Origin of the sequence: Paenibacillus ihbetae (assembly GCF_002741055.1) — a bacterium.
Classification (GTDB): domain Bacteria; phylum Bacillota; class Bacilli; order Paenibacillales; family Paenibacillaceae; genus Paenibacillus_AQ; species Paenibacillus_AQ ihbetae.
The window spans coordinates 673,702-695,788 of sequence record NZ_CP016809.1 but is presented as its reverse complement, the minus strand read 5'-3'; the positions used below and the strand labels follow the sequence as shown (position 1 = coordinate 695,788).

Below are 22,087 nucleotides of genomic sequence, written 5' to 3'. Positions count from 1 at the left end.
CAAGTGTTCGTGTTATTATCGATTTGTAGTTAAGAGAACACTTGTTTGGGGGATGATATTTCATGTTGAAATATAGTACATACCGCAGCATTTATGAGAATATACCGACAGAGACGGGTTCCGGCTCCGAAGCCTGGATCCATCAGATAAAGTCAAAGATCGCTTCCCTCCCGTTAACGAAGCTTCTGATCATTCTGCTTATCGTTGTATTCGGTTGGACAGGCGCATACTCCGTATTCGCCGGGGGAACGGAAGAACCGACCGGAGAGAAGCAAGTTATTGTTCAATCGGGTGACTCCTTGTGGAAGATCGCTTCCGTTCATAAGCCGGAGAATGTGGACATTCGGGTATATATCGATACCATTCGCAGAAATAACGGCTTGAAGGGGCCGGATATTCAGGCCGGTGATGTATTATCCTTGCCGGTATGGTAAGCATCCGTTCAGGAGGCTGCACGCTGGGACGTTCGGTTTAACATGATCACCGCAAGGGCGAAGTGACACTCGTCATTCACTGATCATTTATTTTCACATCTGAAATTAACCATAGAATGATAGAGTTATCGGATATTCTTTTGATATCGATCATTACGTTCCTTCCTTTATATGTTTATATTTATGGAATGCAAGAGCTTGCAAGGGTATTCGCCTTGACAAGCTCTTTTTCACATGGTTAAGTTATAATGATATTTAAAATGGAGGAGAAACCATGGACATCGATACATTGGTAGAACGCATCAATACATTGGCACGCAAGCAGAAAAGCGAGGGGTTGACCGAAGAGGAACTGAAGGAACGGGCAGAGCTTCGGGAAATCTACCTTAACAATATTCGCAAAAACTTCAGACAGCAGCTGGAATCGATCGAATGGGTTGATGATAACGACCAAAAGGGCGGTCCCCGTCTGAAGCACTAGGCTCCGAGTCCATAAATCATCAGAAGCCATTAGGCATTAACGCACTTGCCCTAACATCCATTCATTGGTTCAACTTTTATAGATAGAGCAAGGGATATCAGATTCGGGAGGAACAATATGTCAAGATCTTGGGAACGAAAAGTCAGCAAAAATTTGCAGCAACTGAACAAAAAACGGAAGAAGCAGGGAATGTCCACCTATCAAGGATCTGCCATTTCCGATCAAATGGACGTGTTTAAGGGACGGAAATATGTGCTGCCGATCGTACTGCTTGCCCTTGCAGCCCTTTATGCGCTTCTCGGCTCCGCAACGGCTAAAACGACCGGCCAAAGCAATGATGTATTGAACTGGGTCGGCGTCGGTCTGTACATTCTGCTTGCGTTGATGATTTTCCTGCGCAAGCCCTATCTAAAGATCGAGCGTTCATCCGTGTCCACCATGAAGTTCAATCGGGAGCGAAGATTGTCCGCTTCGGAGATCGAGAAGATCAAAATCGCGTCAGGCTCTGTCGTCATACAAGGCAAGGGGAAAGCAGGCAACTGGGTATTTTCGCGTATGATCAATTTGTACGACACCCAAGCGATGGGAGAACGGCTTGAAGAGTTCGCGAAGGCCCATCATATTCCGGTAGAACATCATTAATATATATATTGCTTAATCGTACAAAGGGAGAGGGAGAACATGCCGATTACTGCCGTGTTGTTTGACTTGGATGATACGTTGTTATGGGATGAACGAAGCGTGGAAGAAGCCTTTGAAGTGACGGCAGAAGCAGGAGCTTCTGCAGCGGGGGTTGATGCCAAGGAGCTGCTGAATGCGGTACGGGAAGAGGCACGATCACTGTACGCATCCTATGATACCTTTGCATTTACCCAGATGATCGGGATCAATCCCTTCGAGGGGCTGTGGGCGAATTTTACGGCTGGAACACAGCCGGAATTTCGAAGATTACAGGAGCTTGCACCGATATATCGGAAGGAATCCTGGCGCCGCGGTCTTGCACGGGTAGGCGTTCAGAATGAAAGCCTCGCCGAAACGCTGGCAGAGCGGTTTGCGGCAGAGCGCAGGGCCAGACCTTATGTATATGAAGAAACGTTTGATGTGCTGAAGGAACTGCAAGGAAAGGTGAAGCTGCTGCTGCTCACAAACGGCAGCCCGGATCTTCAGCAGGAAAAGCTTGATGGTGTTCCCGAGCTGACTCCTTATTTTGACCACATTGTCATTTCAGGCGACTTCGGCAAAGGCAAGCCGGATGTGTCGATCTTCCAGCATGCGCTTGGACTGCTTGACGCTAAGCCTGGCGAGGCAGTCATGGTGGGCGATAAGCTGACGACGGATATCAAGGGCGGCAATGCGGCCGGACTTCATACCGTCTGGATCAACCGGGTGGACCGGCCGAAGGATCCTGCCATTGTTCCGGAGTTTGAGATCAAGCATTTGTCCGAGCTTCACGCCATTTTGTCCACTCTTTAAAAGCATATAAGCCAATCGATTTGTTCGACGAGATATACGATGGCGAATACATATGGCACAGCCTGGATGCGGTTATCGCGACTTCCGGGCTGTTTTTTTCTTACCTGATCTCGGATCATCTCGTCTTGTCAATCCGTGTGAGAAACGTCACACAATTGTAAGCTTCATGAGATCGAAAAAAAAGGTTGTTGGGATATAATGATGGTGAGCTGATTGTGCAAGATCCGGACCATGGCGTGCAGCATACATAGGCACGATATTGTAAAGAGGTGTAGTGCATGACAAGAAGAAAGTTAGCATTGCTTGCGGCGATGGTGCTGATGGCGGTCGCCCTGGCAGCATGTAATGACAGCAAGGCGGATTTGGATGAAGATACGCTCGCCGAACCGATCATCGTGGATCTGACGATAAATCCGGAAACGGTTGCAGTTGGCGAGAAGGTCTTCATTCAGGCAAAGGTAACGCAGGCCGGCCAGCCGGTTGAAGATGCCGATAAGGTTGAGATCGAGGTCACGCAGGAAGGCGGGGGCTTATCGGCAACGGTGCCGATCGAGCATGACGAGGGCGGTATTTACAAGCTGGAGAAAACCTTCGATCAGCCCGGGACCTACCGCATCATATCTCACGTAACCGCCAGAGGGCAGCATTCCATGCCGCTTAAGGAGCTTACGGTAACGGAATAAACGATCGGAATATTGCAAAAAGGCAGCACCGGAACGCGCCGCTGGCGGGTCGTGGGCTGCCTTTTTGTTTGTGTAGCATCAATAAGCGTTCATCCTTAAACCTTGTGGTTTATTGGAATTGCGGATCCGCCACCGGTGTGGCAATCCAGCCATTCTCTTCAATAAAGAGACGCACGGCCACAATCTGCTTGTTATCCATCAGCGTGAAGAAGTGAGGCGTATTTTCCGGAACCGAAATGACATCGCCCGGCTCAAGCTCAACATTGAAATAGCCTACGTCCTCGGAGCCTTTTATAATGAAGATGCCTTTACCGCCTACAATCGCACGGATTTCATCCTCGGAGTGCGTGTGAACCTCTTCGAACTTCTGGAGCAGCTCCTCAAGATTCGGAGTGGATTCGGAGAGCGTGATGATATCCCAAATTTTGTAGCCTCGACGAGCAGCCAGGTCACGAATTTCAGGATCGAATGTGTCGAGAATACGCTGCTTATCCTCATCGCTCAGCTGAAATTTCTCTTGAAGATCAGCCGGGAACTTATCCATATTCCAATGCTCGTACAGCACCTCTTGTTTTTCCAGGAATTCACGAACATTTTCTTCCCCGCTAATGCGTTCGTTCGTATTACGAATCACGATTTCTGCCATAGGTCTAACCCTCTTTCTCCAGTTGGTTTAATATGTATTATAGACGCGTCACCGCGTTTTGTCATCTGTAAATCATGAATAATACGCGCTGTGGCGCATATTTCGCCTTTTCTATTGAAAAGGATTCTGATACACTAAGATTTAACGTTTTCCGGGGAGGTTTATGAGTTGAACAAGCCTAGCTTACAGGAAGTACTGAAAGAACGAATATTAATCCTTGACGGTGCCATGGGTACGATGATCCAGCGGGAGGACCTCTCGGCTGACGATTTCGGCGGCGCCGAACTGGAAGGATGCAATGAAACACTCGTCATTTACCGGCCGGATGTCATCCAGAACATCCATGAGCAGTATCTGGCGGCAGGTGCCGATTTGATCGAAACCAATACCTTCGGCGCAACCTCGGTTGTGCTGGCGGAATACGATATACCTCAGCTTGCCCGGGAAATCAACTTGGAGGCCGCACGGCTGGCACGAGCCGCTGCCGATAAATATTCGACACCGGAGCAGCCGCGTTTTGTGATCGGGGCAATGGGACCAACGACAAAGACGTTGTCCGTAACCGGAGGCGTTACCTTCGCAGAGCTGGTCGCAAGCTATGAAGAGCAAGCTATTGCATTAATCGAGGGTAAAGTGGATGCCCTTCTCCTGGAGACATCCCAGGATACCCTTAATGTAAAGGCAGGCAGCATCGGAATACGCCAAGCTTTTGAGAAGACGGGCATTACGCTGCCGATTATGATTTCCGGAACGATTGAGCCGATGGGCACCACGCTCGCCGGACAGAATATAGAAGCGTTCTATATATCACTTGAGCACTTAAATCCGATCTCGATCGGTTTGAACTGCGCGACGGGGCCGGAGTTTATGCGGGACCATATCCGTTCCCTGTCCGAAATGTCACGCAGCGCCATCAGCTGCTATCCGAATGCCGGCTTGCCGGATGAGAATGGCCAGTATCATGAATCCCCCGAGTCGCTCGCACAGAAAATGGCAGCATTTGCGGAAAAGGGATGGCTGAACATCGCCGGAGGCTGCTGCGGGACGACGCCGGAGCATATCAGCGCGCTGAAGGATGCCATGAGCCGGTTTAACCCGCGCCCGCTGACGGGAACGCATCTCCCGGCGTTGTCGGGTATCGAGCCGGTGTACATTGAGCAGGACAACCGACCTTATATGGTAGGCGAGCGCACCAACGTGCTGGGCTCCCGCAAATTCAAGCGGCTGATCGTGGAAGGGAAATACGAAGAGGCTTCCGAAATAGCAAGGGCTCAGGTTAAGAACGGTGCGCATATTATCGATATTTGCGTACAGGATCCAGACCGCGAGGAAGCGGAGGATATGGTTAAATTTTTGGAATTGGTCGCCAAGAAGGTCAAGGTTCCATTAATGATCGATACGACGGATCCGGAGGTCATCGATATCGCACTGCAGTATTCCCAGGGCAAGGCGATCATTAACTCCATTAATCTTGAAGATGGTGAAGAAAAATTCGAACGGGTCATTCCGCTGGTCCACAAATACGGAGCTGCGGTCGTTGTCGGAACGATCGATGAGAACGGGCAAGCGATTACCCGCGAGGACAAGCTGAAGGTTGCGAAGCGTTCGTATGACCTGCTCGTTCATAAATACGGCGTTTTGCCGGAGGACATTATTTTCGACACGCTGGTATTTCCTGTCGGAACAGGGGACGAGCAGTACATCGGATCCGCGAAGGAGACCATTGAAGGAATTCGACTCATCAAAGAAGCGATGCCGAAGGTCCATACGATTCTTGGAATCAGCAACGTCTCCTTTGGCTTGCCGGAGGCCGGTCGCGAGGTGCTGAACTCGGTATATTTATACGAATGCACGAAGGCGGGTCTCGACTATGCGATTGTCAACACCGAGAAGCTTGAACGTTATGCATCGATACCGGAGGAAGAGCGGAGGCTTGCGGAGGATCTGATCTATCGCACCAACGATGAGACGCTGGCGGCATTTGTTGCAGCATTCCGGGACAAAAAGGTGGAGAAGAAGGAGAAGGTCTCCAATCTAAGCCTGGAGGAGCGTCTTGCTTCCTATGTTGTTGAAGGCTCCAAGGAAGGCTTGATTCCCGATCTCAATGAAGCCTTGAAGAAATACGGACCGCTGGACATTATCAACGGCCCGTTGATGGCGGGAATGACCGAGGTTGGCCGCCTGTTTAACAATAATGAGCTCATCGTAGCTGAGGTGCTCCAAAGCGCTGAAGTGATGAAGGCATCGGTTGCCCATCTCGAGCCTTTTATGGAAAAAAATGAGACGTCCGTCAAAGGGAAAATCATGCTGGCGACCGTCAAGGGTGATGTCCATGACATCGGCAAAAACCTGGTTGAGATCATCCTCTCCAACAATGGTTATGAAATTGTGAATTTGGGTATAAAAGTACCACCGGAGCAAATTATCGAGGCATATCGGCGCGAGAAGCCCGACGCCATCGGTTTGTCCGGACTGCTTGTAAAGTCCGCTCAACAAATGGTGCTGACCGCGCAGGATTTGAAAAACGCAGGCATCGACGTGCCAATTATGGTGGGCGGAGCAGCGTTGACGCGGAAATTCACGAAAACACGCATTCGTCCCGAATATGACGGCATGGTGCTGTATGCGAAGGATGCGATGGAAGGTCTGGATCTGGCAAACAAGCTGAGCGACCCGCATCAGCGGGCTGAAATGGCCAAGGATATCGAGGCCGAGATGGAGGCAGATGCCGCTGCACCGCAGGCCGTGAAGGTTATGCCGAAGCTTTCCGAAGGGCTCCGTTCCAAAATATCGACCGAGGCCCCGGTGTATATCCCGCCGGATATGGAGCGCCATGTGCTCCGCAACTATCCGATCTCGCATATTTTGCCGTATATCAACATGCAGATGCTGTTAGGCCATCATCTGGGATTAAAAGGGTCTGTTGAGCAGCTGCTGAAGGCCAATGATCCGAAGGCGGTGTCGCTCAAGGAAACGGTTGACGGAATCCTGAATGAAGCGATCCAATCGGGGATCATTCAAGCGCATGCCATGTACCGCTTCTTCCCGGCACAGGGGAGAGATAATGACATCCTCATCTATGATCCGGCAGATCCATCAAAGATTCTGCATACGTTCACTTTCCCGAGACAGCAGGTCGAGCCTTATCTATGCTTGGCGGATTTCTTGAAGCCGGTGGATAGCGGCATTATGGACTACGTGGGCTTTTTGGTGGTCACGGCGGGTCATGGTGTCGGCAAATTGTCCGGCGAATGGAAGGACAAGGGAGATTATTTGCGTTCCCATGCGCTTCAAGCCGTCGCGCTGGAGACAGCAGAGGGGCTTGCCGAGCGCGTCCATCATATGATGCGGGATACTTGGGGCTTCCCGGATCCGGCGGATATGACCATGAAGCAGCGCCTTGGTGCGCGGTACCAGGGAATCCGGGTGTCGTTTGGGTATCCGGCTTGTCCGGATCTGGAGGACCAGGAGCCGTTGTTCCGCCTAATGCAGCCAGAGGATATCGGTGTGGCGCTGACGGAGGGATTCATGATGGAGCCGGAGGCGTCTGTATCCGCAATGGTATTCAGTCATCCTGAGGCCCATTATTTTAATGTAGATAAAGCTTAACTTGACTATACCGGTGCATCCGGCTCGAAATCCTCCGACCGTTTCGGAGGATTTCTCCGGTTTGCGACCGAAAGGGAGTAGAGGGATGGAACTGTATTTTTTGGGAACCAATGCCGGCGTTCCTTCACTCCAGCGCAATGTTACGTCCATTGCCCTGCGTCTCCTGGAGGAACGCAGAAGCTTATGGCTGTTCGATTGCGGGGAAGGAACGCAGCATCAAATTTTGAAATCCCCTCTCAAGCTGTCCAAGCTTGAAAAGGTATTCATTACACACATGCATGGGGATCATGTCTTTGGACTGCCCGGATTGCTTTCGAGCCGCGGAGCACAGGGGGTAACCGCACCCCTTGCGATCTACGGTCCTCCGGGAATCAAATCCTTTATCGAAACGTCGCTGACGATCAGCCAATCCCGTGTGCCGTATACAATGGACATCATCGAGCACACCGGCGGCGTTATTTTTGAAGACAAGTACTTTCGCGTGGAGGCTGCCGGCCTTGATCACCGAGCGGACAGCTATGGCTACCGGGTCGTGGAGAAGGATTTGCCCGGAAGCCTTGATCCCAAACGGCTGGAGGCCTATGGATTGAAGCCTGGTCCGCAATACGGAAAGTTAAAGCGGGGGGAAAGCGTAGAGCTGGGTGACGGAAGCTGGATTCATCCCGCGGATGTGCTGCTTGCACCCAAGAAAGGCAGAGTCGTAACAATCCTCGGAGATACGCGTCCTTGCCCGGGAGTGGAAGTGCTCGCGAAAGATGCGGATGTCCTTGTCCATGAGGCGACCTTTATGGAGGACTTGGCCGAGCTCGCTCATGAATACTATCACAGCACGGCCAAGCAGGCGGCAGAAGCAGCGGTGCGGGGCGGCGTGAAGTCGCTATTCTTAACGCATTTCAGCTCCAGATATAAAGATGTGGAGCATTTACAGCCGCTGCTGCAAGAAGCGAAAGAGGTATTTGAGCATACGCGGCTCGCCGAGGATTTCGGTTTGTATCCCGTGCAGCGCAGCACATAAGCAGGCGTTTCCCCGGGAAATGAAGCATTATTTTCCGGGAAAGCGCAGAATATGACAAACGGATTGCAGAAACGATAAAGTGCGTACAGCCTTCGATTTCTTTCGACGACGCGGAAAGCGGAAGCGAAAAGACGAAGGCTCATTTCGTCACCTCCTTATCATCGAATGACCTTCCATGAGGACAGATTGGATTCAGGCGGTGATTCCTTGCAACAGGCTGTCCCCTTCTTTACAATGGTACTAGGCTGTGTCAGGACAGCAATCGAAGGGCAGGACGGGATCCAGCGGGTGCCGCGCTTAAAATACATAATCTTATTAAGATTCGAAGAAGCTGACCTTATACGAAATACCAAAGATTTACGATATGAATTATTCATTGGATGAAAGACAGGAATAAAGAAGGTGCATACATCAATGGAACAACCAAAAGGGATCCTGATTGATCTGGATGGGACCCTGTATCATGGAAAGATGCGAATCGAAGGTGCGGATCGCCTCATATTGCGTCTAAAGGAAAGAGGCATTCCGTACTTATTTGTAACGAATAACTCGTCAAGAACCCCGGAGCAAGTAGCTGCCCATCTTCGGGATATGGGTATACCGGCCTTGCCGGAGGAGGTCTGTACGTCGTCATTGGCGGCGGCGAAGCATATTGCGGAAAAGACGCCGGGGGCGAGAGTTGCGATGCTGGGTGAGGAAGGACTGCGACAGGCACTGCTCGGGCAAGGGCTTCACCTGGTCGAGGAGTCACCGCAGTATGTCGTTCAAGGAATCGACCGTTCGTTCGATTATGACGCGCTTGCCCGGGCTGTTCGCTGGATCCAGGAAGGTGCCGTGTCGGTATTGACCAACCCGGATTTGCTCCTTCCATCCGACACCGGGCTCATGCCGGGCGCCGGATCGCTAGGAGCGGCCGTAGAAGCGGCGTCCGGCGTGAAGCCGCTGGTCATCGGCAAGCCTTCATCGATTTTGATGACATTCGCTGCGGATCGTCTCGGGGTTCGGGTCGAAGATATTTACGTGGTTGGAGATAATATACGGACGGATATTGCTGCAGGCGTTCATGCCGGATGCAAAACGGTACTTGTCTTAACAGGAATTACGACGGATCAAAATATGCAATCGCATATCGAAGCAGCCGGCGTTTCTCCGGATTATATATGCCGGGATTTAGAAGAAGCGGCCCGGCTGCTGTGTCCGTAGGTCACCTTATTGAATTAGCTCATGATGCTGATGGACGAAAGGGAAGATGAACCATGCCTGAACTGCCGGAAATGGAAAATTACCGAAGATTATTGACCCAGACGATCGTGAATCTTCCGATCACGAATGTCGTCGTGAACCGGGAGAAGTCGCTGAATGTAACGATAGAGCAATTTACGGAGGCCCTTACGGGAAGCAGGGTTATTTTTGTGGAACGTAGGGGCAAGCATCTCGTGTTTCACCTGAACAACGGTGGCCGACTGCTGCTGCATCTCATGCTGGGCGGCATGCTGTATTTCGGACGGAAGGATGAGGAACGCCCATCGCGTTCCACACAGGTTGAGATTACTTTCGGAGACCATATTTTATATTTCATCGGCCTTCGTTTAGGCTATTTGCATTTATTGACGGCAAGAGAAACCGATGAGGCGTTGAAACATCTTGGGCCGGAGCTGATGGATCGCCGGATGAACAAAGCTCGCTTCGTCGAGCTCATTGGCAAACGCCGGGGAGCGCTGAAGAGCACGATGGTTAACCAGCAGGTGGTGGCCGGAATCGGCAATTGCTATGCAGACGAGATCGCCTTCGATGCCCGGATTCATCCGCTCTCGAAAATTCAGAACCTGTCTGCGGAGGCGCTGGAACAGCTGTATGACAGTACAGTTAAGGTGATGACGGAAGCGGCCGACGGAGGGGGCTACATGGAAATGCCGTTTCAAGCCGGTGACGAGTTGACCGGAGCTTACAATGACCGTTGCAAGGTGTATGACCGTGAAGGAGAGCCCTGCGTCCGATGCGGGACTCCGGTTATAAAAACGGAGCATACCGGGCGGAAGGTATTCTTCTGTCCAAATTGCCAGCATGAAACCTAAACTGCGGATCGGAAGCCATGTCAGTACCCGGGGCGGATTTCTTGCCGCCGCCCAGCACGCCCTGTCCCTGGGTTCGCTGTCGTATCAATATTTCCCGAAAAACCCGCGCAGCCTGCACTTAAAAGCACCGGACCTTAGTAATGCCGCTGCTTGCGCAAAATTTTGCCGCGAGCATCATTTGGTCTCGATTGCTCATACGCCGTACCCGACAAACATGGCAACCGGGTTCACCCGCGGTGAAGAGCATTACAGGCTGACGGTGGATTCCCTCAAGAACGACCTGGTGATCGCAGAAGCCTGCGGCTCGCTTGGCATCGTCGTTCATTTCGGACACCTGAAAAGCGAAAACCCGCTCGTAGGTTATCAGAATATTATCCAATGCTTGAACGATGTTCTCGCGGATTGGAAAGGACAAACCAAGCTCCTGATTGAGAATCAGGCGGGCGATCATGGTCCGATGGGCATTACGCTGGAGGAGTGCGTGAAGATCAGGCAGCTTGCGGATTACCCTGAAAAAATCGGCTTTTGTCTCGATACCTGCCACTTGTACGCCGCAGGGGGCTGGGATCCAACCAATACGAAGGAGCTGCTTGCCAGAGGGCGATCGCTTCAATATTGGGACAATCTGGCTGCAGTTCATCTTAATGATTCAAAATATGGTGCCGGCTCCAGGAAAGACCGCCATGCCCGGATCGGTCAAGGGAAGATCGGGATGGACGCGCTGAAACAGCTGGCGCTGGCGCCTGAAATTGCCGGCAAGGCACTAGTTTTGGAAAGCGAAAAAGGACCGGACGGCACGCATCGCGAAGATATCGCCACCGTATTGTCCTGGTCTTAAATCAAGGGAGAGTAGGCAATGAGGATCCATTTATATTTGGATGACTGGCGCCCGCATCCGAAAGGATTTGCATTGGCGCGAAACGGGGAAGAATGTCTGATGATGCTCCGTGAATGTGAAGTGGACGTACTGTCACTGGATTATGAGCTGGGATACGACCAGATGAACGGCGGTGACGTCGTGGCGGCCATGGTAGCCGAGAAGCTGCGCGCGAAGGAAATATACCTTCATACATCAAGCCCCTACGGCCGGCGCAAAATGTACGAAATGCTCTACGAGCATATGCCGGAGGATGTTCGTGTCCATAACGGACCGATGCCGGAAACCCTGATTCGCGAAATCGCGGAGGGTGCCAGATGAAGGCCGTGACGGAGCGGGAGTTGCTGGATCGGCTGGAATGGCTCGAGAGGCTTGCCGGCAGAAAAATGGAGGGCGAGCCGGTCGTAGTCTTTTTCCACACGCCTTTATGCGGTACGTGCGCGGCAGCCCGCAAAATGATCCAAATCGTGGAGCATATCATGCCGGAGGTGGAGATTCTGGAGGCGGATGTCAACTTTCTTCCTACTGTCGTAAACCGGTACCGGATTCGAAGCGTGCCTGCCTTAATGACGGCCGGGAGTACTCCGGGCAAGGAGCCTGAAGTATTGTACCGGATGGGATCGGTCGAGGATATGTTGAATTTTGTCAGGAGCGTGAAGTCATGATCAAGATGGAGCATGTATCGCTGACTCGCGGAGAACGCCAAATCCTGCATGATGTTACGCTGACGATCAGCCCGGGAGAGCATTGGGTAATTCTGGGGAGGAACGGATCCGGAAAAACGACGCTCCTCGAGCTGCTGACAGGCTATCAATTCCCAAGCAGCGGCAGGGTTGAGGTGCTGGGGAATGTGTATGGTCATTGCGATATCAGGGAAGTGCGCAAGGAAATCGGCTATATCAGCCAATCGTTGCTGGAGAAGCTAACGCTGCATGATCCGGTATGGGAGGTTGTAGCCACGGGCGCGTATGCGTTTTTGCGGTTTTATCAGGAAATCCCGGCAGAGGTCCGCGCGAAGGCATACGCACTGCTGGAGGAGATGGGCTTCGGCCACCTGGCCGAGCAGCCGCTGGGCACCTTGTCCCAAGGGGAACGGAAGAAAGTGATGCTGGCACGCGCCTTAATGCATGGACCGAAGCTTTTGATTTTGGATGAGCCTTGTGCCGGCCTGGATCTGTACGAACGCGAACAGATGCTGGCGGAGATTGGCCGATTGGGGAAACGGGATGTCGCCGTCATTTATGTAACCCATCATATTGAGGAGATCGTCCCGCTGTTCACCCATGCAGCGCTAATTAAGGAAGGACGGCTTGAAGGAGCCGGCTTGAAAGAGGAAGTTTTGAACAGCGAACTTATTAAACAAACTTATGATATTGACGCCCGGCTGGAATGGGAAAGCGGTCGTCCCTGGATCAAAGTTATTTCTGGAGGTTAATCCGATTGGACGAATGGAATGTGAATGATGATCAGGAGCAGCAGCAGGATTTCCACAGCAAGCTGGTGTGCACGGCGAATCACGGGTTCGCTCCCTATGCGCAGGAGGAGCTGCGCCGGATGTTCGGCAGCCTAAAAAGCTCCATGTTAATACCCGGTGAAGTGTTTCTCGTTACATTGGCAAGATCCGCAGAAGAGGCAGTGAGGGGGATTCGAACACAGCCCCCTATATTTCTGAGGCATCTGTTTCCCGTGAATGTCGAACTGACTGCCAGTCATGCGGAAGAAGCGCTGAACGAGGCGGAGCGGTATTTGCTGAATCGGGAGGAGATCGGCAAGAGCCGGGTTGCACTCCAAATCCGGAAGAGCGAACACAGCTCTTGGACGGATAGTCCGGGAGCATTACGCGATTTGCTGCAGAGCCGATTGTCGGCGCTGGAGCTGGAATTTATCGTGCAGGAACCGGAGTGGATCATTTCGATCTTTGCCGATGAGGAAACCTGGTACCTGGGCGTTTCGAGACCCGAGGACAATTTGTCCGACTGGAACGGCGGAGCCATACGATTCCAACGCGAGGAGGGTCAGATCTCCAGAGCGAAGTTCAAGCTTCTTGAAGCCGAAAAGCAGTTCGGGATTCCTTTCCGCAGCTTCCGTCGAGCCTTGGATATCGGTGCGGCCCCCGGCGGGTGGACATCGTTTTTACTGGAGCAGGGCTTGGAGGTAACGGCTGTGGATCCGGCGCGCATGCACCCGTCCTTGGAGGGGAACCCGATGCTTCGGGTCATTCATAAAAATGCGGCGGACGTATCGTTTAAGGAGCAGGAGTTCGATCTGCTGGTCTGCGATATGAGCTGGAGTCCGAAGCAAATGGCCAGATTGGTGACAGGCCTGCTGTACAGTCTTCAGACAGGCGGAACGGCGGTTATTACCGTCAAGCTCCTGACCAAGAAGCCAATGGCGCTTATTAAGGAGATCATCGCGATATTTGAGGATGCCCGGATGCAGATTCAGGGAGCGAAGCAGCTGTTCCACAACCGGGATGAAATTACGCTCTACATGATAAAGTATTAAAAAAGTCTTTACAAAAGAGATCAACCTGGTCTATAATGATTCCAAAATTAACCAAACAACACAAAGGGAAAGCATCCCGCTTCGTATCGACGATCGATACGGCGGTGTGCCTTCCCTTTTTTTGTTGCCTATGCAAGGCAAAGGAGTGGACGATGTAATGAGGCATGCTTCGAGATTGGTACATGGTGAAGTGATTGGCGGACGTTATGCGATTGACCGCGTAATCGGCCAAGGAGGCATGAGCTGTGTGTATTTGGCGGAAGATTTGAAGCTCCCCGGTAAGCGGTGGGCGGTGAAGGAAAGCCTGTCGGAGCCGTCCATGCAGCGCACGGTCGATGAGGAGGCGCGGCTGCTGGTCAGGCTCAGCCACCCTCGTCTGCCGCGGATTGTCGATTTTTTTCGTACGGAAGACACCGGTTGCACTTATTTGGTGATGGATTATATTGACGGCGTGACCTTGGAGAAGTATTTCCGGGAACGGCGGGCGGATGTGCCGCCCGAGTTTATCTTGTCTCTTGCGGATCAGCTGCTGGAAGTATTGGCTTATTTGCACAGCCATGAGCCTCAGGTCATATTCAGAGACTTAAAGCCCTCGAACATTATGTTAACGAAGATGCTGGAGGTCCGATTAATAGACTTCGGGATCGCCCGCAGCTATAAGCAGGCCGGGAGCGAGGATACCGTTAAGCTCGGCACTGTCGGGTTCGCGGCACCGGAGCAGTATGGAGGGAGGCAAAGCGATGCGAGGTCAGACCTCTACGGTTTGGGAGCCTTGCTGCTGTACCTTGCGACTGCCGGCCGATTCAGTGAATGGATCACCGGCGTGGAGCGGCATATTCGGGGGGACTTGCCAAGAGAAATGGTGCCGGTGATCCGAAAGCTGCTGCAGTATGCGCCCGAGCAGCGGTACCAGTCGACGGACGACGTCCGCAAAGCTTTAAGCCGGCAACGCAATCTTGCCGTCATGCAGGAGCCCCGCGCGGGGGCTGCAGCCGGAACATTGGTGGCCGCGGTCCTCGGCGCGTCGCCCGGTGTCGGTACGACGCATACCTGCATCGCCCTCGGACATTTTCTGGCCGTGAGATACGGTAAAGTCGCAGTTGTAGAGATGAGCGCTAAAGCCAATGCGTTCAGCCGCATCCAGGAGATTGCGGAAGGGAGGGGAGGAGGAGCAGGGCGAGCATTTGAGCTGAACGGCATTGACTTCTGGCGACAAACCTCCAGAGGAGAAGTAATCCGCGTGCTCGGTGGGAGCTATGAGGCAGTCGTGCTGGATTTGGGAGCCTACCGAGATAGCGAGCGCCTGGAAGAGTTTCTACGCGCGGATTTGCCGATCGTCATCGGCTCCGGGGCGGAGTGGAGACAGCATGACGTGGTGACAATAGCCCGGATGCTGTCCAGGCATCCGCAGCCGCATCGGATATATGCACTGCCGCTGGCAGGCGCGGATGCCGTGCAACGGATGAAGCGGGCGCTCGAAACGGAGAGGGTGGTCGCGCTTCCGCTACAGCTGGACCCTTTTGAAATGCTGGAGGATAGCGAGTCTATATACGCCTCGATTTGTCAGGATTTTTTACCGGCAGCCGGACGGAAGCGCAAATTTCTTTTCCGCAAGAATTGACGGGCATTAACAAGAAGGAGATGAAGCAATGCCGATAATCAGACGGCGCAGCCGCAAGCTGATCGCAGCGGGACTGGCGGGAGCGGCTGTGATGGGGGCGGTAGGTGGCGGCACCATGATGTATGTTTTGCAAGATATGAAGGAGAAGCAGAGTATGGAGCGCTCCAAATACGAGCGGCGGATAACCGAGCTCGAACAGTCCCAGCTCCTGCAATTGAATACGATGAAGACGGCATGGGTTCCGATTAAGGATATCCCGCCCGGATCTCGGATTGAAGCGAAGGACCTAAAGGAGGTACGCCTTCCGGCTGATGCGGCACCAATGAATTTGGCTTCGCTTAAGGACGAGGTCGAAGGAAAGGGAGCCAAGATCGGACTGCTGAAAGGAACACCCATTACCCGATCGATGCTGTTCGAGGAGGCGCCGACGCCTGACGATCTCAGGCATCGCGAGATGAAAGCCGTGTACCTGCCAAGCAATTTAAGCAAAGGGGACGTTGTCGATATAAGGGTCCAATTCCCGACGGGTCAGGATTATATCGTTTTATCCAAAAAGAAAATTGATAAGCTGCAGAGTCCGGCCTTCTGGACGACCTTGAGCGAGCAAGAGATTCTTCTTCTATCGAGTGCGCTGGTGGATGCCTATTTGCACGAGGCTACCATTTACGCGCTGACTTACGTCGAGCCTGAGCTGCAGGCGAAGGCAATCCCGACCTATCCACCGAATGCGGAGGTGGCGAAGCTGATCGCAAGCGACCCGAATATTGTCCAGCGAGCTGAGAAGCAGCTGGAGGCAGCGGTCCGGAAATTACTGGAGGAGGATCTAAGCAGGATGAATACGGAACAACAGGCCCATGCGTCCGAAGTTCATGATGCTCCGGCTATGGCCGGAACGGCGAGGAGTCCGGATTCCTGGAGCCCTGCAAGCAGCGGGCAGACCGCTGGCGTTAAGGGCGACGAATCTTACCCAGGCGGCGGGAGCGTTGAGGAAAATGACACTCGCGCCGAGAGGGACGTTGAAGCCGAGCGGATTTTGGGAGGCTATGGACTGGAAGCTCCCGCATCGACAGCGACTGAAGGTGCTCAAGATGATGAGCTGATATTCTCCGCTCCGTAATCAGAGTGAACAAAAAAATGAAGGGAGCAGCAAACGTGAAAAAGTGGATATTTACGGGGATATGCGACAAAAGCGACCTGCTGTTGTATATGTGCAAAATACTGGCGCATGGCGACAAGAGGGTTCTGTTGGTGGATGCCGCGCTTGATGCAAAGTACAGGTACTGTATCGGGCACCAGCAGCCGCAGCTTCCTGTTACGGAGTTCGCCGGGTTCGACGTTGCCGGAGGGTTCGATACACTGTCCGGTCTCAAGCTGCATTTGCTGAACGAAGACGAGAAGGATTACGACTACATCCTTATGGATGTGGAGAGAACCGACTTTCTGCAGCATCGCGACTGGATGGATGCCGATGCATGCATCTGGGTTAGCGGATTCGATGTGACAAGTCTGAAGCGAAGCGCGGCTCTGCTCGAAGAATTAAGGGAACAGTGGCTGAACCTGGCCTCCCCTTCCTTCCACCGAGTATACCTGAATGTGATCGAGGATATGACGGACGAAGCATATATTGAAGGCTATCTGAATACGGTCGGGATGGCATGGCAGGGCCAGCCGATAAAAATGCCGTGGGACGAGCTGTTCTTTGGCCTGAAAATTCAAAATGAACATGCGGGGAGACTGGTTCTGAAGCCTCTGTCCCGGCATTATAAGCGCGCGTTGATCGAGCTGATCCTTCAATTGTCCGAATGGGATCGCAGGCATGTCCGACGAGCCATGAGGGATGCGGAGAGGAGACGCGCATGAGCCTTATTGCTGTTTGGAGTCCGTTGAAGGGCGGTACCGGAAGCACGATGCTGGCTGCAGCCCTGCCCATCGTGCTCGCAATGGAATATCAGATACGTGTCCTGCTCACCCATGGCGGTTATGCCGGGGAAAGGGTAGAGCTTGCATATTCCGATCGTAAGGAAATGAAAATGATGGACAATGCGCTATCGTTTCCTGATCAAGGCATGGATGCTCTGGAGCGTCTCAGCACAAGCGGCAGGCTGAATCCGGAAAATGTTCGTAATTATTCGGTTCCGCTTATCGCCGGGCGTCTGGATCTGCTGGGTGGGTCCCGGGTATTGGGGACAGACTTAAGTGCGAATGAGCAGGGGGCTACCTTGATGTCGAGGGTTCTGGAGGCATCCCGGCAAAGCTATGATGTTACGATAGCCGATGCAGGCAATGGCGAGCCGGGGGCTGCCGACCGGGCAATCTTGAATGCCGCCGACCTTGTTGTCATCGGTATTCATCAGAACCTGCGCTCATTGGACGCTGTGTTTTCCAAGGTTGGATTGCTGGAAGAGGTGAAAGGAAAGCCTTGCTTCTACAGCATCGGCAGATATGACCGGGAATGCAGCGCAACCTTGCAGAATATTAAGCGGCGCTTTGGCCTGAAAGGATATGTGGCCGGGGTACCTTACTGCTCCGGAATGACGGATGCGTGGAATACGAGAACCGTATTAATGTACATGCAGCGCAGCCGCGGAGGATTCGGGCGGAAAAGATGGGGTTCACTGTACTTGGCCGTGCAGGGATTGGCACAAGAGATTGCCGAGGAGTATGGACTCCCTGCCGTTCCGGCGAAAGCGAGGGCTATGCATGCTCTTGGGTAGCGCGATGAATATGATGTGGATCATCGTGATCCTCCTGTTTTTGCTGCTGCTGATCTATTTGCGGTATCTGGAGAGGAAAGGGAGTCCTTCAGCCGTCGGCCGTAGTCCCGACCCGTACTCCATCCCGGCGATGACCACCTTCGTGAAAGAAACGCTCCATCAGCTGACCCACAGTCAATTATCCGATCTCGGCTTGCATGAGGAGGAATACCGCCGCAGATTGAATAAGCGAAGCGAGCTGCGGCGGGCGCTTAAAGGATGCGTAACCGGGGATGTGCTGGACAAGGCTTACGTGAAGGATTTTATGAAGGAGCTGCTTGTGAACCATTTAGGCGTGAACGAAACCAATATCGACTTGGCGATTCCATTCGAGCACCCTGCCATGCTGACACCGCAGGACCAATTTGAGATCATTCTGTATTTGTATAAACAGCGTCATGGGCAGGACGCTTTGTCCATGCTGCTCGAGACTTATGATCTGGCAACCCCGCGCGTATTGCCTGGCTTCGGCAATGACAGTGTCTTTGCCGTAACAGCCGATGATATTGCCTATATCTATGAGTTGGAGCAGCGCCCGCTTCAGTTTCAGGAGAAGCTGGACATCGTGGTGCAGCGTATTTACCAGCAGTATAAGGGCTTCTCCGTCGTCGACGAACTCCGGGACCAGCGCATAGACGGCGTCAGCGGAGGGGTCAGCGGCGTCATCGAAGACGGATATATCGAAGAATTTCCTTCCGGACACGATGCGTTCGGATGGGGGAGGGGCACCTTGGAGCAGCCAGCCTCCGGCTGTGAAAGCGTCTGGGTGTTCTACCGCGGGATTTCCTTACATCTATCCTTCTTGTCTTTCGGAAGCATGTTGGAGCTGAAACGGGTCTGTCAAAATATTTATAAATATAATCATCCCGGCCAATTATCGGAGGCAAGCGGGTATAAGGTGAACGAAATGAAGGACGGGTCGAGGGTTGTGGTGGTTAGGCCCCCTTTTGCGGAATCATGGGCCTTTTTTGTCCGGAAATTCGATTTGCCCAAAGCCACGCTGGATCAGCTGATAACAGGAAGCGGATCGGAGCTTGTAATCGGCCTGCTTCAATATTTAATGAAGGGAAGCCGGATCACAGCGATTACAGGGGCGCAAGGCTCGGGCAAAACGACCCTGCTAATGGCCATGGTTGGGCATATCTATGCTTCCTACACCCTTCGGGTTCAAGAGATGGCGTTCGAGCTTCATCTGCGAAAAATTTACAGCAGACGGAACATTCTCAGCTTCAGGGAAACGGAGCACATTACCGGGCAAGCAGGTCTTGATCTCCAGAAAAAAACGGACGGGACGGTCAATATCCTGGGCGAGGTCGCCAGTGATGAGGTTGCGGCATGGATGATCCAGATGTCGCAGGTAGCCAGCCTGTTCACTGTATTTACCCATCATGCCAAGACTTTCAAGGACCTGGTTCAATCTCTTCGCAACTCGCTGCTGAAGAGCGGGGTCTTCAGGCAGGAGCGAATTGCCGAGGAACAAGTTGCCGATGTTATAAACTTTGATGTTCATCTTAAGCGCGATGCGTTCGGCAATCGATATATCGAACGCATCACGGAATGCATTCCTCTAGACCGGGGGTTGGATCGCGGCGTTCACTCAACCGCTTACCTGCAAGTCGAGCAGGAAACGATGCAAGGGCAGCCGGCACTTAAAGGTCAGCTTGATGATGTGGGCGACTGTTATATTTCGCGGAATGTTATCGAGTATCGAAACGGCGCATACGTTCCGGCTGCGCCATTGACGGATCGCAGTATACGCGAGATGGCCGAGCAGATGCAGCCGGAGGATGCTAGCCGGTTCAGCGCATTCCTTGCGGCAGGTTGGGGGGAGTCGGTTGGCCGTTAAACCAATTTTGATGATTGTTTTATTGCTTGCGCTGGCCTTCTTCGCCATTACATTGGGAATATCGGCTTGGATCGGCCGGAGCAGACAGCGGTCACGGATCGACCCTTTCCATGCCGGCACAGGAGAGGGCAAAGCCCTGCGGGAGCTCTATCGGCAGTGGGCTCAGCTAGCCTACCATTATGGAATAAAGCTCCCGTTAATCAACGCTTACATCAAGCGAATCCGGCAGCGAATCGTCCTTATTCATCCTTATGATGAAATAGCGCTCCGCTACGAGACCATGAAGCTGATCTTGGCGATTGCAGGAACGATCGGTTTGACGGCGCTGCTGCTCGTATGGAGCCGTCCGGATTGGAGCTTTATCGTCATTGTCTTGCTGGCCGCGGTCGTCGTCAGCAATATGCTGGTCGAAGTGTTTATCCATCGGCTTGAACGCAAACTGTTGGGACAAGCCGTCGAATTGTTTTCCGTTGTCCGCCATCATTATCAGCAGCACGGCATGGTGGAAGAGGCGCTGTACGAAGCGGCTGAGAGCGCCGGTCATGAAATTTCCCTGCATGCCAACCGGATCTACAATGCTCTGGTATCCCAGGATCCTGACGATGCGCTTGAGCGTTATTACGAGATAGCTCCGAACCGGTATCTAAAAGCATTTGCCGGGATATCCCATCTTGTGATGGAGTTCGGGGATCGGGCAAGAAAGCAGGGCTCGATCTATTTGCAAGGCTTGAGCGGATTAACCAAGGAAATTCAGCTCGACATTTTGAGGAGGGATAAGCTCGACTATCTCATGAAGGGGCTGCATGTTATTGCTCTGGCACCCGTTTTTTTTACCAAGCCGATCGAGAGGTGGGCGAGAAGCAGCTTCCCCTCTATGGATGAATTTTATATGAGCAAGCTCGGCTTTGTGACGAAGATTTCAATTTATGTCATCATCGTAATTTCCTATATTCTGCTCCAGAAGCTTCAGCAGCACCGGGAGACGGAGTATCGGGCCGGATTGGAGCGTCAGTCCTGGGAGGAGCGGATGTATCGAGTTCCTATCGTCAGATTTCTTGTCCGCATGGCGGCTCCGGGAATAGGGACAAGCACCTTTCACCGCCAGCTGCGTCTATTGAAGGAAAGCAATGCACGTATCAAATTCGAATGGCTTTATGTAAGAAGATTGGTGCTGTTCTTTACGGTTTTCGTCCTATCTATAAGTTTGGCATTAGGCCTGCATGTACAGGCAAGGCATCATTTGCTCTATACTCCGGTCCCTGCCAATCCATCTCTGTTTGGTCAGATGAATGAAGGGGAACGAGCTCAGGCAGAAAAAACTGCTGAACAGGACCGGAACGTGATGAGAAAGATGGGGATGTCTCCGGATGCGACTCATGAACAAGTAAGGAATATGATCAGCCAATCCGGACATACGGGCTTATCCGCCGAGCAGGTTGAGATGGCTGTGAAGCGCATCATGACCAAGCTTAGCCGATATGACAGCGAGTATTTAAAATGGTGGGAATTCCTGCTGTCGCTGGGCATGGGCTGGCTTGCCTATTATTCGCCGCTGTGGCTGCTGTATTTTCACCGTAAGGTGCGCAATATGGAGATGCGGCATGAGGTATATCAATTCCAGACGGTGATTTCGATTCTTCGCGGAATGGAGCGTATCTCGGTTGAAGGAATCCTCGAATGGCTCAACCGTTTTGCTGTCATATTTAAAGTCCCGATCCAGAAATGCCTGCTTCATTATGAGCACGGTGCCCAGATGGCGCTGGAGGAGCTGAAGGAGGACGTATGGCTTCCGGAATTTCAACGATTGGTGGACAAGCTTCTCCTGGCGATGGACAAAGTCCCGATCAAGGATGTGTTTGATGATCTCGAGGGTGAGATGATCTTCAGTTTTGAGCAGCGCAAGCAGCAATACGAGGCCATGATCGACACCAAGGCTGCCTGGGCAAGGATGATCGGCTTTACCCCGATGTATGCATTGATCTTTATGTATCTTGTCATTCCATTAATCGGGATGAGCCTCACCCAGATGGAGATTTATTACGAACAGATTCAACGGCTTTGAATTAGAA

The 22,087-nt window shown here is 52.5% G+C and carries 21 protein-coding genes; 20 read left to right on the top strand and 1 reads right to left on the bottom strand.

From position 1 onward, the window contains the following. The first annotated feature begins 62 nt into the window (after positions 1 to 62). The 5 genes from BBD41_RS03075 to BBD41_RS03055 all read left to right on the top strand — a co-directional run bounded on the left by BBD41_RS03075 (position 63) and on the right by BBD41_RS03055 (position 3,071). Positions 63 to 434 (top strand): LysM peptidoglycan-binding domain-containing protein, encoded by a 372-nt coding sequence (locus BBD41_RS03075; RefSeq protein ID WP_099476672.1) that lies wholly within the window; start codon positions 63 to 65, stop codon positions 432 to 434. Between the two features lie 274 nt (positions 435 to 708). Beyond that, a complete protein-coding gene (locus BBD41_RS03070) occupies positions 709 to 915 on the top strand; it encodes a DUF896 domain-containing protein (protein ID WP_077565560.1) in 207 nt (68 codons plus the stop codon). Between the two features lie 117 nt (positions 916 to 1,032). Further along, positions 1,033 to 1,557 carry a hypothetical protein gene (locus BBD41_RS03065; protein ID WP_099476671.1) on the top strand — a complete coding sequence of 175 codons (525 nt, stop codon included), beginning with the start codon at positions 1,033 to 1,035 and terminating at the stop codon, positions 1,555 to 1,557. 39 nt (positions 1,558 to 1,596) lie between these two features. Further along, positions 1,597 to 2,388 (top strand): HAD family hydrolase, encoded by a 792-nt coding sequence (locus BBD41_RS03060; protein ID WP_099476670.1) that lies wholly within the window; start codon positions 1,597 to 1,599, stop codon positions 2,386 to 2,388. Positions 2,389 to 2,666: 278 nt separating this feature from the next. Continuing rightward, on the top strand, positions 2,667 to 3,071 hold the full coding sequence (locus BBD41_RS03055; RefSeq protein WP_099476669.1) for a FixH family protein: 405 nt from the start codon (positions 2,667 to 2,669) through the stop codon (positions 3,069 to 3,071). A gap of 109 nt (positions 3,072 to 3,180) precedes the next feature. Here BBD41_RS03055 and BBD41_RS03050 read toward each other — a convergent pair whose 3' ends face one another. After that, positions 3,181 to 3,717, bottom strand: a complete 537-nt coding sequence (locus BBD41_RS03050; protein WP_099476668.1) for a cupin domain-containing protein — start codon at positions 3,715 to 3,717, stop codon at positions 3,181 to 3,183. A 168-nt stretch (positions 3,718 to 3,885) separates the two neighbouring features. Between BBD41_RS03050 and metH the strand changes: the two genes are divergently transcribed. The 15 genes from metH (at position 3,886) to BBD41_RS02975 (ending at position 22,080) form a co-directional block, all read left to right on the top strand. Next, a complete protein-coding gene (gene metH, locus BBD41_RS03045) occupies positions 3,886 to 7,326 on the top strand; it encodes a methionine synthase (RefSeq protein WP_099476667.1) in 3,441 nt (1,146 codons plus the stop codon). An 85-nt stretch (positions 7,327 to 7,411) separates the two neighbouring features. Beyond that, positions 7,412 to 8,341 (top strand): ribonuclease Z, encoded by a 930-nt coding sequence (gene rnz, locus BBD41_RS03040; protein WP_077565566.1) that lies wholly within the window; start codon positions 7,412 to 7,414, stop codon positions 8,339 to 8,341. Between the two features lie 414 nt (positions 8,342 to 8,755). Then, entirely contained in the window at positions 8,756 to 9,544 is a 789-nt protein-coding gene (locus BBD41_RS03035; RefSeq protein WP_077565567.1) for a TIGR01457 family HAD-type hydrolase, read from the top strand. Between the two features lie 53 nt (positions 9,545 to 9,597). After that, entirely contained in the window at positions 9,598 to 10,416 is an 819-nt protein-coding gene (gene mutM, locus BBD41_RS03030) for a DNA-formamidopyrimidine glycosylase (RefSeq protein WP_099476666.1), read from the top strand. After that, entirely contained in the window at positions 10,406 to 11,254 is an 849-nt protein-coding gene (locus BBD41_RS03025; RefSeq protein ID WP_099476665.1) for a deoxyribonuclease IV, read from the top strand. Before mutM ends, BBD41_RS03025 begins: the two co-directional genes overlap by 11 nt. 18 nt (positions 11,255 to 11,272) lie before the next feature. Next, positions 11,273 to 11,614: a cyclic-phosphate processing receiver domain-containing protein gene (locus BBD41_RS03020; RefSeq protein ID WP_099476664.1), complete on the top strand. Its 342-nt coding sequence runs from the start codon at positions 11,273 to 11,275 to the stop codon at positions 11,612 to 11,614. After that, entirely contained in the window at positions 11,611 to 11,958 is a 348-nt protein-coding gene (locus tag BBD41_RS03015; RefSeq protein WP_077565571.1) for a thioredoxin family protein, read from the top strand. The genes BBD41_RS03020 and BBD41_RS03015 overlap by 4 nt, the downstream gene beginning before the upstream one ends. Beyond that, positions 11,955 to 12,728 carry an ABC transporter ATP-binding protein gene (locus BBD41_RS03010; protein WP_099476663.1) on the top strand — a complete coding sequence of 258 codons (774 nt, stop codon included), beginning with the start codon at positions 11,955 to 11,957 and terminating at the stop codon, positions 12,726 to 12,728. The genes BBD41_RS03015 and BBD41_RS03010 overlap by 4 nt, the downstream gene beginning before the upstream one ends. Positions 12,729 to 12,733: 5 nt before the next feature. After that, on the top strand, positions 12,734 to 13,798 hold the full coding sequence (locus BBD41_RS03005; RefSeq protein ID WP_099476662.1) for an SAM-dependent methyltransferase: 1,065 nt from the start codon (positions 12,734 to 12,736) through the stop codon (positions 13,796 to 13,798). A 157-nt stretch (positions 13,799 to 13,955) separates the two neighbouring features. Further along, on the top strand, positions 13,956 to 15,419 hold the full coding sequence (locus tag BBD41_RS03000) for a serine/threonine protein kinase (RefSeq protein ID WP_099476661.1): 1,464 nt from the start codon (positions 13,956 to 13,958) through the stop codon (positions 15,417 to 15,419). Between the two features lie 28 nt (positions 15,420 to 15,447). Beyond that, on the top strand, positions 15,448 to 16,536 hold the full coding sequence (locus BBD41_RS02995; protein ID WP_099476660.1) for an SAF domain-containing protein: 1,089 nt from the start codon (positions 15,448 to 15,450) through the stop codon (positions 16,534 to 16,536). A 35-nt stretch (positions 16,537 to 16,571) separates the two neighbouring features. Then, entirely contained in the window at positions 16,572 to 17,279 is a 708-nt protein-coding gene (locus BBD41_RS02990; protein WP_077565575.1) for a hypothetical protein, read from the top strand. After that, the gene (locus tag BBD41_RS02985; protein ID WP_077565576.1) at positions 17,276 to 18,133 is read left to right on the top strand and encodes a CpaE/TadZ family protein; all 858 of its coding nucleotides are present in this window, start codon (positions 17,276 to 17,278) and stop codon (positions 18,131 to 18,133) included. Before BBD41_RS02990 ends, BBD41_RS02985 begins: the two co-directional genes overlap by 4 nt. Beyond that, positions 18,120 to 20,018, top strand: coding sequence for an ATPase, T2SS/T4P/T4SS family (locus tag BBD41_RS02980; protein ID WP_099476659.1), 1,899 nt, complete (start codon positions 18,120 to 18,122; stop codon positions 20,016 to 20,018). The genes BBD41_RS02985 and BBD41_RS02980 overlap by 14 nt, the downstream gene beginning before the upstream one ends. Further along, a complete protein-coding gene (locus BBD41_RS02975; protein ID WP_099476658.1) occupies positions 20,008 to 22,080 on the top strand; it encodes a hypothetical protein in 2,073 nt (690 codons plus the stop codon). The genes BBD41_RS02980 and BBD41_RS02975 overlap by 11 nt, the downstream gene beginning before the upstream one ends. Positions 22,081 to 22,087: the final 7 nt, after the last annotated feature.